The organism is Candidatus Sulfotelmatobacter sp. (genome assembly GCA_035504415.1).
GTDB lineage: Bacteria > Vulcanimicrobiota > Vulcanimicrobiia > Vulcanimicrobiales > Vulcanimicrobiaceae > Vulcanimicrobium.
This window is the reverse complement of record DATJRY010000015.1, coordinates 59564-72947: the sequence shown is the minus strand read 5'-3', so window position 1 is coordinate 72947 and position 13384 is coordinate 59564. Positions and strand designations below refer to the sequence as shown.

The 13384-nt window shown below is 71.9% G+C and carries 14 protein-coding genes; 3 read left to right on the top strand and 11 right to left on the bottom strand.

Annotated elements, in window-relative coordinates; all coding sequences use genetic code 11:
• Together VMD91_13125 and VMD91_13120 are read right to left on the bottom strand one after the other, a co-directional pair.
• Entirely contained in the window at positions 1-618 is a 618-nt protein-coding gene (locus tag VMD91_13125) for a hypothetical protein (protein HTW85009.1), read from the bottom strand.
• A gap of 63 nt (positions 619-681) precedes the next feature.
• Positions 682-807 carry a hypothetical protein gene (locus VMD91_13120; GenBank protein ID HTW85008.1) on the bottom strand — a complete coding sequence of 42 codons (126 nt, stop codon included), beginning with the start codon at positions 805-807 and terminating at the stop codon, positions 682-684.
• 74 nt (positions 808-881) lie between these two features.
• Here VMD91_13120 and VMD91_13115 point away from each other — a divergent pair, with 74 nt between their 5' ends.
• Positions 882-3599 (top strand): AAA family ATPase, encoded by a 2718-nt coding sequence (locus tag VMD91_13115; protein HTW85007.1) that lies wholly within the window; start codon positions 882-884, stop codon positions 3597-3599.
• 93 nt (positions 3600-3692) lie between these two features.
• On the top strand, positions 3693-3878 hold the full coding sequence (locus VMD91_13110) for a hypothetical protein (protein HTW85006.1): 186 nt from the start codon (positions 3693-3695) through the stop codon (positions 3876-3878).
• A gap of 8 nt (positions 3879-3886) precedes the next feature.
• Here the strand turns inward: VMD91_13110 and ispF are convergent, their stop codons facing one another.
• From ispF to VMD91_13075, 7 genes are all read right to left on the bottom strand, one after another.
• Entirely contained in the window at positions 3887-4381 is a 495-nt protein-coding gene (gene ispF, locus VMD91_13105) for a 2-C-methyl-D-erythritol 2,4-cyclodiphosphate synthase (protein ID HTW85005.1), read from the bottom strand.
• On the bottom strand, positions 4381-5340 hold the full coding sequence (ispD, locus tag VMD91_13100) for a 2-C-methyl-D-erythritol 4-phosphate cytidylyltransferase (protein ID HTW85004.1): 960 nt from the start codon (positions 5338-5340) through the stop codon (positions 4381-4383). The genes ispF and ispD overlap by 1 nt, the downstream gene beginning before the upstream one ends.
• Before the next feature lie 4 nt (positions 5341-5344).
• Positions 5345-6412: a PIN domain-containing protein gene (locus VMD91_13095; GenBank protein HTW85003.1), complete on the bottom strand. Its 1068-nt coding sequence runs from the start codon at positions 6410-6412 to the stop codon at positions 5345-5347.
• A gap of 16 nt (positions 6413-6428) precedes the next feature.
• Positions 6429-7529 (bottom strand): radical SAM family heme chaperone HemW, encoded by a 1101-nt coding sequence (gene hemW / locus VMD91_13090; GenBank protein ID HTW85002.1) that lies wholly within the window; start codon positions 7527-7529, stop codon positions 6429-6431.
• Between the two features lie 139 nt (positions 7530-7668).
• On the bottom strand, positions 7669-8526 hold the full coding sequence (locus VMD91_13085; GenBank protein HTW85001.1) for a DegV family protein: 858 nt from the start codon (positions 8524-8526) through the stop codon (positions 7669-7671).
• The gene (gene plsX, locus VMD91_13080; GenBank protein HTW85000.1) at positions 8523-9518 is read right to left on the bottom strand and encodes a phosphate acyltransferase PlsX; all 996 of its coding nucleotides are present in this window, start codon (positions 9516-9518) and stop codon (positions 8523-8525) included. Before plsX ends, VMD91_13085 begins: the two co-directional genes overlap by 4 nt.
• Complete coding sequence (locus VMD91_13075; GenBank protein HTW84999.1) at positions 9515-11107, bottom strand: DAK2 domain-containing protein; 1593 nt, start codon at positions 11105-11107, stop codon at positions 9515-9517. Before VMD91_13075 ends, plsX begins: the two co-directional genes overlap by 4 nt.
• An 87-nt stretch (positions 11108-11194) precedes the next feature.
• Here VMD91_13075 and rpmB point away from each other — a divergent pair, with 87 nt between their 5' ends.
• Positions 11195-11392 carry a 50S ribosomal protein L28 gene (rpmB, locus tag VMD91_13070; protein HTW84998.1) on the top strand — a complete coding sequence of 66 codons (198 nt, stop codon included), beginning with the start codon at positions 11195-11197 and terminating at the stop codon, positions 11390-11392.
• Between the two features lie 29 nt (positions 11393-11421).
• Here rpmB and VMD91_13065 read toward each other — a convergent pair whose 3' ends face one another.
• Entirely contained in the window at positions 11422-12384 is a 963-nt protein-coding gene (locus VMD91_13065; protein ID HTW84997.1) for a PfkB family carbohydrate kinase, read from the bottom strand.
• Positions 12381-13355 carry a thiamine-phosphate kinase gene (thiL, locus tag VMD91_13060; GenBank protein ID HTW84996.1) on the bottom strand — a complete coding sequence of 325 codons (975 nt, stop codon included), beginning with the start codon at positions 13353-13355 and terminating at the stop codon, positions 12381-12383. The genes VMD91_13065 and thiL overlap by 4 nt, the downstream gene beginning before the upstream one ends.
• Between the last annotated feature and the right edge of the window lie 29 nt (positions 13356-13384).

The following is a 13384-nucleotide window of genomic DNA, read 5'->3' as shown; positions in this document are numbered from 1 at the left end:
CTAGGACCCGTTGCTCGGCTCGCCGGTTGCCGGCGGGCGCGTGCTCTGGATCGTCTCGAACGGCTTGCCCCCCGGACCGAACGTGATCGGCTCGAGGCCGCGCCCGTGCAGCACGTGCGAGCTGACCGCGCCGATGCGGATCATGATCCGTTCGTGGCCGAGCAGCGGGAAGAGTAGCTCGAGCGGCGGCCCGTCCGTCTCGCCCGTCAGCGCCATGCGCAGCGCGGCGAACGCGTCGGCGGGCGCGATCCCGAACTCCTCGGCGATGACCGGGACGTCGTGCTCGAGCTGCAGGCCGCGCAGCTCGGCCTGGTCGTCGACGTACTGCGAGACGGCGTCCAAGAAGAACAGCACCTGCCGGTTGCGCAGCCGTTCCAGCTCGAGCGCCGGCAACGTGACGGCCTCGGCGCGCAACGCGGCCACCGCGTGGAGCGCGTCGCGCAGCGAGCCTCCCCGGTCCGCGAACGCGTCCAGGAAGGTGTCGATCCAGCGGTGCGCGGCGTCCGGCGCGGGGCGCTCCAACACGCCAGCGGCCTGCATCGTGTCAGCGAGCAGGCCGTGAGCGGTGGTGCGGTCCACGGGCAGTGGACGATCGAGGTCGAGCGCGGACGGATCCATCCGGGCCCTGATCAGCCTCCGCCGCGGGCGGTTCCTTCGACGGTGGCGATCAGCACGCGGAGTTCAGTCCTCGTCGTCCTCTTCGTCTTCGTCCTCGTCGTCGCCGCCGGGCTCGTCTTCGAGACCCTTGTCGTCGCCCGGGAAGCTCCCGCCGCTCGCGTAGAAGTAGTTGAACGGATCAGCTTTCATAGCAGTCCCTCGCTTCGTTACATGAGGGGCGATACCATGCTTTCCCGGCCGTCCTGGCGAACGCTTCGGACACGGTGATCACGAGCGGCACCCTCAGCCGGGAGTTTCTCGGTCGTTCCGCGGAACTCGAGCACCTCCTCGACCGTGCGCTGCGGTCGCGTTCTTTCCGCAGCGCCGGCGTCGTCGTTCGCGGACATGCCGGAATCGGCAAGACGCGACTGGTCGACGAGCTCGCGACCGCCGCCGAACGCGCCGGCGCGCGTATCGGTATCGGTCGCGCCAGCGAATTCGCGAACGCACCGTATCTCGCGCTCGCCGACGCGCTGCGCCCGCTCGGCGTCACCATCGACGCCGAAGCGTTCAGCGCGGTCAGCAAAGCGAAGCACTTCGAAGCGGTCGCCGAGGCGGTCGCGGCGGCGGCGCGCGCCGACGGGCCGATCGTCGTCGTCGTCGACGACCTGCACTGGGCGGACAGCGGGACGATCGAGCTGCTGCGCTTCCTGGTCACGCGTCTGGCGAGCGTGCCCGTGCTGTTCGCCGCGGTCTACCGCAACGACGTCCTCGACGTCGACGCGGCGCGGATCGCGGCACTGGCCGCCCTGGAACGGGAAGCCGGCGACGTCGTCGTGCTCGAGCCGTTGCCCGACGCCGTCATCGAAGGGATCATCGACAGCGCGCTGGGCGACGAGCGCGCGCGCGTGCCGGCCGAGACGATCGCGCGTCTGGTCGAGCTCTCCGAAGGGCGCCCGTTCTTCGCCGAAGAGCTGCTGCGCGGCGTGCTCGAGCGGCTCGCGCGCAACAGCTCGGCCGAGCCGACCGTGCCGGCCAACATCCTCGCCAGCGTGCGCGAGCGCTTCGCGGGACTCTCCGACGACGACCGTAACGTGCTCTTGTACGCGGCCGTCATCGGGCGCCGTTTCGGCGCGCGCTTCTTGATCGCGCTGCTCGAGATGCCGCCCGCCACCGTCTTCGGCGCGCTGCGCCGCGCGCGCGACCTGCAGCTCGTCATCGAAGAGGACGACGAGGAGGGCGACCGCTTCGCCTTCCGTCACGCGCTCACGCGCGAGGCCGTCTACGCCGAGCTGCTGCGCGCCGAAGCGCGCATCCTGCACGGGCAGGTCGCCGAGAAGCTGGTGCGTTTCGAACCAGTCGACATCGCCGCCGCGGCCGAGCACTTCTGGCGCGCGGGCAATCCGTCGGCCGCGCTGTGGAACGAGCGCGCCGGCGCCGCGGCGGCGTCCGTTCACTCGTACGCCGACGCGATCGTCCACTTCGAGCGCGCGTTCAAGGTCGCCGACGATCCCGCGCTGCGCGCGTCGCTGGCCGAACGGACCGCGGCGGCGCTCTACGCGCTCGGCGAGACGGAACGCTCCGCCGAATGGTACGCGTCCGCGGCCGACGAGTACGAGCGCGCCGGCGAGCTGCGGCGGACGTGGCGCTTGCGCTTGCGGCAGGCGCGCATCTTGGTCGAGCTCGGCCACTACCACGACGGGCTCACCGGCGCGCTGCAGGTCGCGAGCGCGGAAGACGGCGACGTCGACCTGCGCTTCGAAGCCGACGTCATGGTCGCCGGGCTGCTGGTCGGGACCGGGCGCGTCGACGAGGCGCTCGAGCGTCTCGAACGCGCGGCCGAGCTGGGCGCCAATCCCGACCGGCACGTGCAGGGCCGCTACCTCGGGACGCTGGCGTACACGCACTCCTCGCTGCGGCAACCCGCGCAGGCGCGGCGCTACTTCCTGCAGGCGCTCGAACAGGCGCGCGCCATCGGCGACACCGACTTGCACGGACGCACGCTGGGCAACTACGGGCTGTTCGAGCTCGCCTACGGCCACCTCGACACGGCCCGCGCGATCTTTCGCGACGGCGCGGTCGCGGCCGAGACCGACAACGACCGCAGCAACATCGTCATCCTCGGGCAGAACTTGAGCTTGACCGCGCTGCTGGCCGGCGACCTGGACGAAGCGCGCCAGTGGTGGGCGCGGGCGAGCCGGATCGAAAACGGCGTCGCGCGCTCGCGGCGCTGGGGCCGCGCGCTCGGCTACCGCTGCGCCGTCCTGAGCGGCGAACCGGAACGGGTGCTGCGCACGAGCGTGCGCGAGGACCTCGACGTCGCCATGCGCGACGACGATCTGGAATCCGCCGCGCCGGCGGCGGCAGCGCTCGCCTACGCGCTGGCGCTCGACGGTGACGTCGCCGAAGCGAGCCACGTGATCGGCCGCGTGGTGGCCGTCCTCGACCGGGTCGAGCCGCCGTACTGGATCATCGACATGGCGACCCGCTACGGCGAGCGGCTCGTCCGCGAGCGCGCCTATCAACTGATCGCCGCCGCCGCCGAGCCGCCCGAGGCGATCGCCGCGCGCGGCGCGCTCGCGCTGGCCGAGTCGCGCATGGCGCTGCGCGCGCGGCGACGCGAGGACGCCGTGCGGCTGGCCGAGCTGGCCGCCGCGGCCTTTCGGTCGGTCGGGTGGGTGATCGACGAGGCCTACGCGCTCGAAGCCGCCGGCCGCACCGCCGAGGCGCTCGCCGCCTTCCGCCGCATCGGCGCGCACGCCGAGATCAAGCGGCTCAGTGGTGCGGTCGGCACGCGCCAGCGCGGCGACGCGACCCTGACCGCGCGCGAACGCGAGATCGCCTCGCTGCTGGCGGCGGGCCGGACCGCCCGTGAGATCGCCGATCAGCTGGTGATCTCCGAGCGCACCGTCGAGACCCACGTGGCCTCGGTCTACCGCAAGCTCGGGGTGAGCAACCGGCGCGAGCTGAGCAGCCTGCTGGTCCCGAGCGCCGGGTCGTAACCCCGCTACGGGGACCAAACTGCGTACGGTCCGCCGCGAAGCTCCGTACCGCCCCGGATAGAGGCAGCGGCCGGCTTCCGGTAGCCTTTGGCCATGAACCCGTCGTCGGATCCGCAGCGCATCGCAGGCGCGCTTCGTTTCCTGGCCGAGCTCGAAGCCCTGACCGGCGCCGTCGCCTCGCGACCGCCGGCCGACGAGCTCGCGCTACGCCGGCGACGTCTCGAGCGGGTGCGGCGTCCAACCGGGAACCATGAGGAGCGGCACGTGAAAGCCCTCTGATCGCGCGGTCATCGCGCCAAGGTCTCGACCAGGACGACCGCATAAGCGGCGATCCCGGTCCCGTCTCCCGTATAGCCCATCCCCTCGCTGGTCTTCGCCTTCACGCTGACGCGCTCGACTTCCAGGCCCAGCGCGTCCGCGAGTGCGTCGCGAATGGCCGGCACGTGCGGCGCCAGCTTCGGCAGCTGCACCACGACGGTCGCGTCGACGTTGGCGATGGTCCAGCCGTGACGCACGGCCAGCTCGTGACACGCCGCCAACAGCCGCAGTGAGTCGGCGCCCTCCCACTGCGGATCGGTATCCGGGAAGTGGGCGCCCAAGTCGCCCAGCGCGCAGGCACCGAGCAGCGCGTCGCTGATCGCGTGCGCGAGCACGTCGGCGTCGCTGTGGCCCAGCGGCCCTTTCTCGAACGGGATGCGCACGCCGCCCAGAATGAACGGGCGGCCTTCGACCAAACGGTGCGCGTCGAAGCCGTGACCGACGCGCGCGTGGGCGGGATGCATCAGTACCCGTTCGGCGGCGTCGTGCCGCGCGCGGCGAGATGCGAGAGGTGCGTCGTGTAGAGCGCGTCCTCGCCGGCCAGCGCGTGCAGCCGCGCGCCGAACCCGCGCAGCGACGCGCTCGGCGCGTACGCGCGGATGACGACCGCGCCGGGCAGCTCGCGGTCGATCTCGTCGAGCCGCGCCGCGCGGCCTTCCAGCTCGCCGAGCACGTCGTCGACCGCACGCGGCGCGACGTAGCATTCGACCACCAGGATCTCCTCGTCGGCGCCGCCGTTGGGCAGCCGATCGCGCAGCAGCGCCTCGGCGCGCGCGTGATCGCCCGGCAGCGTGACCTTGAAGTTGTCGGCCGATCCCGCGACCACCACGACGTCCAAGCCGGCGCGTTCGCAGAGCGCGGCGTCGTCGGTCGCCGCCGGCAGGTTGTTGCGCACCGCGTCGGCGTGCGCGCGGCGCAGGTCGCGCGCGGTCGCGAACTGCGGCGTCTGCGCGGCCCACAGCGTCGCGCGATCGAGCGTGCGGCTGACCTTGCCGTCCGCGTCGACGACCTTGACGGTGTCGACGACCGGCGTGGCCAGCAGCGAGGCGGTCCCGGGCCGCACCGGCCGCATCCCGGCCCGGACGTCGGCGGCGTGGACCAGCGGGCGTGCGCCGTCGTGCACCAGGATGCCGGCGACCTCGTTGGTGAGCGCGGCGATCCCGTGACGCACGCTGTCCTGCCGCTCGGCGCCGCCGCGCACCACCTGCACGATCGCGTGCCGCACCAGCGGGTGCGCGACCGCTTCGATCCGCTCGACGAACTCCGGCTCGGTGACGATCACCAGCTCGGCGATCTCCGGCATCGACGCGAAGGTTTCCACCGACCACGCGATCATCGGCTTCCCGGCCACGTCGATCAGCTGCTTGGGCCTGCCGAAGCGGGTGCCGCGCCCCGCGGCCACGATAACTGCCCCCCAGATCATGGGGTCACGCTTTTTGCTTCGGCCTCGCGAAGATCATGCGGCCGGCGTTGGTTTGCAGGGCGCTGGTGACGGAGACGGCGACCGTCTCGCCGATCAGGCGGCGGCCGTTCTCGACGACGATCATCGTGCCGTCGTCCAGGTAGCCGACGCCTTGGTGGGTCTCGCGGCCCTCGCGGATGACCGCGACGCGCAGCTCGTCGCCCGGCAGCAGCACCGGCTTGAGCGCGTTGGCCAGCTCGTTGATGTTGAGCACCGAGACGCCCTCGACCAGCGCCACCCGATTCAAGTTGTAGTCGTTGGTGACCAGCTTGGCGCCGCGCTCTTGCGCCAAGCGCACCAGCTTCGCGTCGACTTCGGGCACGTCGTCGGGATCGCGTTCGACGATCTCGATCGGCGTCGTCTCCTGCAGCCGCGCCAGCAGCTCGAGCCCGCGGCGACCGCGCACGCGGCGCAGCGGATCGCTGCTGTCGGCGATCAGCTGCAGCTCGCGCAGCACGAAGCGCGGCAGCAGCAGCGCGCCTTCGAGGAAACCGCTGCGCACGATGTCGAGCACGCGCCCGTCGATGATGACCGACGTGTCGAGGATCTTCGGCTCGCCGCCGGCGGCGGCGTTGCCGGAGGGTGCCAGCCGGCCCAGCGAGACGCGCTGCTTGGCGCCCACGCGCGCGCCCAAGAACGCGGCGAACAAGCTCAGCACCAGGTACAGCGCGATCGCGATCGCGCCGCCGGTCGGTCCGGCGAAGGCGACGAACTCGAACAGCACGCTCTTGACCAGAAAGGCGACGACCAGGCCGGTGACCAGGCCGATCGCGCCGCCGACCAGCTCGCCCGGTGCGAGGCGATCGATCGCGCGCTCGACGACGACCAGCTCGGTCTCGAAGAAGCGTTGCGCCGCCGGCACCAGCAGCACGCCGAGCACCGCGCCGACGACCGGCGCCGTCACCAGCAGCACGATCTGCCAGAACTGGCTGGCGACGTGCAGCGAGATCGTGTGCAGATACGCCTCTTGGCCGAGCAAGAAGCCCGTCACCCCGAAGATGACGGCGAAGAGCAGGCGCAGGACGGCGGTCATCGGACCGCGGCCCGGCTCAGCCGGCGAGGAACGCGCCACAGACGTCGTTCGCCACGAAGCGACCGCGCGGGGTCAAACGGACCCGTTCCGGCCCGGCGTCCAAGACGCCCGCGGCGACCAGGTCGTCGACGACTCCACGATAGCGCTCCAACACATCGACCCCATACCGTTCGCGGAACGGTCCCAGCTCGACTCCTTCGGCAGTCCGAAGAGCCAACATGATTGCTTCGCCGGCCCGCGCGTCGGGGGCCAGCCGCTCGCTTTCGCTCGGGATCGGCTCGCCCGCCAGCGCCGCGCCGCAATACGCTTCCAGATCGCGAGTGTGCGTGCCGCGCACCCCGTCCAAGTACGACGCGGCGCCGACGCCCAGCCCCAGGTACGGCGCGTTGCGCCAGTACCCCAGATTGTGCCGGCAGCGGAAGCCGGGCTTAGCCCAATTCGAGATCTCGTAGTGCTCGAAGCCGGCCGCGTCCAGCCGCTCGATGGCCAGCGCGTAAAGGCGCGCTTCCAGCTCCTCGGAGGCGAACGAGGCCGGATCGCGCGCGAACCAGGTCGCGTACGGCGTCCCCTCTTCCACGGTCAGGCCGTAGCACGAGACGTGCTCGACGCCCAGCGCGATCGCCGCGTCGAGCGAGGCCGCCCAGCTCTCCTCGGTCTGGCCGGGGGCGCCGAAGATCAGGTCGAGCGAGACGTTACGAAAGCCGGCGAAGCGAGCGGCGCGCACCGCCGCGGCGACGTCGGCCGCGGTGTGGCGCCGGCCCAGCACGCGCAGCTCGGCGGGCACGAACGACTGCACGCCGATCGAGAGCCGGTTGACCCCGGCCGAGCGCAGCGCCGGCAAGCGCTCGAACAGCGCCGGATCGGGGTTGGCCTCGACGCTGACCTCGGCGTCGGCGGGCAGGCCGAAGCGCGCCCGCACGGCCAGGATCAGGCTCTCGATGGCGGCGGGCGGGTATGCGGTCGGCGTTCCGCCCCCGAAGAACAGCGTCGCCCCCTCGACCGGCGGCGCCGCCAGCAGCTCGGCCCGCAACGCCTCCAAGTACCGCGCCGCGCGCGTATCGTCCCAGGCCCACTTCGCGAAATCGCAATACGGGCAGACGTACGGGCAGAACGGCAGGTGGACGTAGACCCCGGCGGGCGTGGGGATGGCGCAGCTCCTGGCACGGTTTCGTGCGGCAAACGTGGTGGGATCGTGAGCAAACCGTAGGCTAGGTCCAGAACCTGTGCCAGGCCGGAGAGGCTGCGCTGCGCGCCGTTCAGGGCGGCAGGATGAAGATCCCGACGGCGCCCAGGCCGGCGTGCGTTCCGATCACCGGACCGGCTTCGAGCAGATCCAGCTCTTCGAGCTGGGTCGTCACCCCGGCGCGCAGGCGGTCGACGAGCTTTTGCGCCTCGGCCGGCGCATGCGAATGGACGACGCAGACCCGCGCGCCGTCGGCCCGGTTGGCCTCGGCCAGCACCGCGTCGACCATCGTGTCGAGCGCGCGGGCGAAGGTGCGCACGCGCGCGTGCTCGGCGATCGCGCCGGAGTCGATGCGCAGCACCGGCACGATCTTGACCAGCGAGCCGACGAAGGCTTGCGCGCGCGAGACGCGTCCGGTGCGGACCGCGTGCGAAAGGTCGGGAACGGTCGCGTAGCCGCGCAGCGTGCGCACGTCGTGCTCGAGTGCGGCGACGATGTCGACGGCCGACGCGCCGGTACGCGCGAGCGCGGCCGCGTGCTCGGTCTCCAGCGCCAAGCCGCCGGTGACGGTGCCGCTGTCGACGATGTGGATCTCCGCATCGGGAAACGTCCGCGCGGCGGCGGTCGCGGCGTTGATCGTCCCCGACAAGCTGGCCATGATCGTCAGGCACACGATCGGGCGGTGCGCCTCGACGTGCGGCCGGAACGCCGCTTCGAACATCGCCGGCGTCGGCTGCGCGGTCGTCGGCAGCTGCTTCTCGGCGGCGAGCTTGGTGTAGAACTCGTCGAGCGAGAGATCGACGCGGTCGCGGTAGCGGACGTCGCCGAAGTTGACGAACAGCGGGACGACCTCGACCCCCAGCGCACGCGCGCGGGCCGCGTCCAAGTCCGACGTCGAGTCGGTGACGATCGCGACGGTCGGCGGGCTCATGCCGCCAACACCGCGCCGATCGAACCGACCAGGTCGGCCGCCGAGACCGCCGCCGCCTGACGGATCGCGTTGCGAATCGCGATCCGGTCGGAACGCCCGTGCGCCACCACGCAGTTGCCGCGCAGCCCCAGCAGCGGCGCCCCGCCGTAGGTCGAGTAGTCGAGGCGTTTGCGCATCGCGTCGAACACGCCGCGGCTGAGCAGACCGCCCAGCCGTCCCAGCAGCGAGGCCGACTCGTACGACTCGCGCAGCACCTCGCGGAAATACGTCCCACTGCCCTCGGCGGTCTTGAGGATGACGTTGCCGACGAACCCGTCGGCGACGACGACGTCGGCGATGTTGATCAGCACGTCTTTGCCCTCGACGTTGCCGACGAAGTTCACCGGCGCGCGCTCGAGCAGCGCGGCCGCTTCGATCGTCTGCGCGTTCCCTTTCCCCGGCTCTTCACCGACCGAGACGATCCCCACCCGGGGCTCGGCGACGCCCAGCGCGGCGCGCGCGTAAGCGGCGCCCATGACACCGAACTGCGCCAGCCACTCCGGTTTGCAGTCGACGTTCGCGCCGGCGTCGCACAGCACGACCGGTCCGCGCCGGCCCGGCAGCACGGCGCCGATCGCCGGCCGCGCGATCCCCGGGATCGTGCGCAGCCGAATCAGCGCCACCGCCAGGAAGGCACCGCTGTTGCCGGCCGAGACGGCGGCCGAGGCGTGGCCGCTGCGTACCAGCTCGACGGCTTCGCCCAACGAGGTGCCCGCGCTGGCGCGCGCGGCGGTCGCCGGCGGCGCGTCCATCGCGATCTCGCCGGCCGCGTGCACGACCTCGACGTCGGTCTCGCCGCCGAGCAGCGGCACGATCCGTTCGCGATCGCCGACCAGCGCGATGCGCGCCAAGCCGTCGCGTCGCGCCAGCAACGCGCCGGCGACGATCTCGGCGGGCGCGTTGTCGCCGCCCATCGCGTCGACCGCGATCAGCGGCAGCGTCGTGGCCGTCACGCTTCGACCGAGAGCCAGTACTCGACGGCGGGCTGGCCGCCGAAATAGTACTCGACTTCGACGTCACCGAAACGCTCGCCGAGCAACGCCGCATGGCGCTGCGCGTCGCGCTCCTTCTGACTGCCACCGTAGTACAAGGTCACGAGTCCTCCCGCACCGGCACCCAGCTCCGCTGCCGCCGCGACCAGCACGTCGGCATAGCTCGCACCGGTGATCAACCGCTTCCCGATCGCCGCTGTCGGCGCACCTTTCTGCACCGCGACGCCGTCAACGCTGGCGTCCTTGCCGGCCGCGAACACCGAGGCCGCCTTGACGCCGGCCAGCGTCGTCTCCAGCGCCTCGAGCGGCGGCGGTTGGTCGGCGCCGCCGAGCCGCAAGAGCACCGCCAAACCGGCGATCGGGTCGCGCGTCGGCACGACGACGACGGTCTTGCTCGTCAGCGCGGCGACCTCGCGCGCCGCCAGCGCGACGTTGGGATCGTTGGGCAGCAGATAGACGGTCGGCGCGAGCGAGGCGTTGACGCCGATCAGCAGGTCTTGGACCGACGGGTTGGCACCGGGCGGGACCGGGATGGTCACGTCGGCCCCCAGTTCGCGCGCGATGCGATCGAAGCCGACGCCGGGCACGACGGCCGCGATGCCGAGCGCGCGCGCCGGCGCGTCGACGACCAGCAGGTGGTGCTGCCGCGCCATGTCTTCGACTTTCCAGCGCGTCACGATACCGTATTTGGCGGCCAGCGCCTTGACGTCGTCCGGCCGGCCGGTGTGAACGTGAACCTTGATCGTCGGCGCGCTGCCGACGACGAGCAGCGAGTCGCCGTGGCGCTCGAGCAGGTCGCGGAGCGGGTGCGCCTCGATGGTCGCGCCGTCGAGGATGAACTCGGTGCAATACCGATTCTCGCCGACTTCTTGCTGCCGGGTGAAGACCGCCGAACGCACCGGGCGGCGCGGAAACGCGGTCGCGCGCACCGTCTGCTCGGGCAGAAAGCGCAGCGCGCCCTCGAGAAAGTAGCAAAAGCCCGCGCCGCCCGAATCGACGACGCCGGCTTCCTTGAGCGCAGGCAGCTGCTCGGGCGTCCGCTCGAGCGCGTCGTTGGCCGCGCGCAGCACGGCGTTGGCCAAGCGGTAGAAGTCGGGCTCGCGCACGGCTTGGCGATAGGCCTCGTCGGCGGCGGCGCCGGCGACCGAGATGATGGTCCCCTCGACCGGCCGCGTCAGCGCGGCGCGGGCGGCGCTGACGGCCTCGCGCATCGCCAGCGAAAGCTGGAAGGTGTCGATCGCCTCGCGGTGGCGCACGCTGTGGGCGAAGCCGCGCAGCATCTGGGAGAGGATGACCCCGCTGTTGCCGCGGGCCCCCAGCAGCGAGCCGTTGGCGGCGGCGGCCGCGACGGTCGCCAGCCCTTCCGTACGGACCTTGCGGGCCTCGTGCATGGCTGCCTTGGCGGTCAGGAACATGTTCGACCCCGTGTCCCCGTCCGGAACGGGAAAGACGTTGAGGTCGTTGAGGACGCCCCGGTACTTCCTGAGGAAGTAGGTCCCGGCCGCGACGAACTTCTCGAACGCCCGACCGTCCAGTTGGGTGACTGCCATAGAGCGCGACTCGCGTTCCGGGACCGGCCCCCTGCGCCCTGCGGGCGGCTTGTCCGGGGGCTCCGTTTCTGGTACACTCCCGCTGTTATGGCCAAGCGATGCGACGTGTGCGGCAAGGGACCGATGGCGGGAAATAACGTCAGCCACGCGATGAACAAGACCAAGCGGCGGTGGCTCCCGAACCTCCAGGCCGTCCGGATCGACGACCGCGGTACGCACAAGACGGCCCGCGTCTGCACGTCCTGCCTGCGCTCCAAGCGCGTCAAGCGCGTCGGGGTCGCCTAGTCCAGGAACCGGCCGCCGGCAGCGGTGGCCTAGTACACGATCTGGTTTTTCGGGGGCGCGAACTTGAGTCGCGCCCCTTCTCCGTCTTTGACCGGGATCGGCGCTGAGGTCACCCCGAAGCGCTCGGCGTAGGGCTTGCACGCCTCGTCGGTCAGGTAGGGGAGCGGCCGGAATAGATCGAGCGCCGCGACCGGGTCGACGGTCGCGCTCCCGTAGCCGGTCGTCCGCTCGACCGCGAGCGAGGCCAGGGCGGTGGCCAGCATCGTGGCCGCCCACGGGCTGGCGCCGGCGGTCAGCAGCGCCGCGACCGCGCCGGCCAGCGCGTCGCCGGCACCGTAGCCGGGGAAGGCCGGGTAGAACGGCGAGGTGATCTTCTCGTAGACGTAGCCGTTCGAGAACGCGGTGACGGCCGTGCGCCGCTCGGCCTCGCGCACGAACGAGGTGATGATCGCCGTCTGCGGACCGCGTTCGGCGAAGCCGTCGAGGAAGACGCGCTCGTTGGCGCCGCGCACGCGCGTCAGATCGAGCAGCACTTCGGCTTCGAAGCGGTTGGGCGTGACGACTTCGGCCTTCGGCAAGAGCGCGTCGCGAATGCGGCGCGCGGTCTCGACCGGGACGAACAGTCCCTTCTCGTAGCTGCCCAGCACCGGATCGAGCACGACCAGGCCCTGAAAGCGTTCGAGCGCGTCGGCGACGACGTCGACTTGATCGGGTTGCGCCAGATACCCGATCACCAGCACGTTCGGATCGCGCGCGATCAAGAACTCGACGCCGCGCCGGAACTCGCGCAGATCGGGGACGAACGAAGAGCGGCCTTCGACGCCGCCACGCGCGCTGGCGTAGGCGGTCGGTACCGTCACCGTGCGCACGCGCAACCGGTTGGCGATCGCGACGACGGTCTCGTTGCCGAGAAAGCCGTAACCGACGCTGTTCTGGATGGAGCCCAGCAGCGGATAGGCTTTTTGTGCGTCTTGTTGGTCGGCGGCGCTCATTGCAGAGAGTCCCAGCCCGCAGCCGGGATGGCGTCCCCGTTGGCGAGGCGGACGCCTGCTCCTTCGGTGACATGGCCCACGGCGTGCAACGGGCGACCGAAGTGTGCGCGGAAGCGCGCCGCCAGATGCGCGAACGCGCGCCGCTCGACGCTGAGCAGCAGCTCGAAGTCCTCGCCGCCGTGCAGCGCCCATGCCTGCGCGTCTGCCTCGACGAGCGAGGCGACCGCGCGCGCGGCGTCTGCGACCGGCACCGTCTCGACGACCGCGCCGACGCCCGAGGCGGCGCACAAGCGCGCGAGATCGGTCGAGAGCCCGTCCGAGGTGTCCATCATCGCGCGCACGTGCCGCGACGCTCCGAGCCATCGTCCTTCACGCAAGCGCGGCTCGGGGGTGCGGTACGCGGCCAGCGCCGGCGCGGCCGCCGGCTCGCCGGCGAGTGCGGGACGCTCCACCGCGACGAACAAGCCGGCCTGGCTGGCGCCCAGGGCGCCGGTGACGGCGACGACGTCGCCGGGGAGTGCGCCGTCGCGGCGCTTGAGGTTCGAGGCGCGCACTTCGCCGACGACCGTCAGCGCCAGCGTCACGGCCGGCGCGCGCGTGACGTCGCCGCCCGCGATCGCGCAGCGAGCGCGCCGTGCCAGCGCGGCGATGCCGTCGTACATGGCGAGCACCCAGGCCGGATCGCAGTCGCGCGGCAGACCGAGCGCGACGGTCGCCAAGACCGGTCGCGCCCCCATGGCGGCGATGTCGGAGAGGTTGGCCGCCAACGCGCGGTGACCGACCTCGTCGGGGCGCATCGCGGCGCGGGTGAAGTGGACGCCCTCGACCAGGGCGTCGGTGGTGACGACGCTGCGCTGGTGGCTGCGCGGCTGCCAGGCCGCCGCGTCGTCGCCGATCCCGACCAGCAGCCGGTCCGCGGCGACGTCGCGCAGACGGTCGCGGATCTGCGCGATCAGGTCGTCCTCGGTCACCCGGCGTTCGCTTCCGGGTCGGGGCGCCT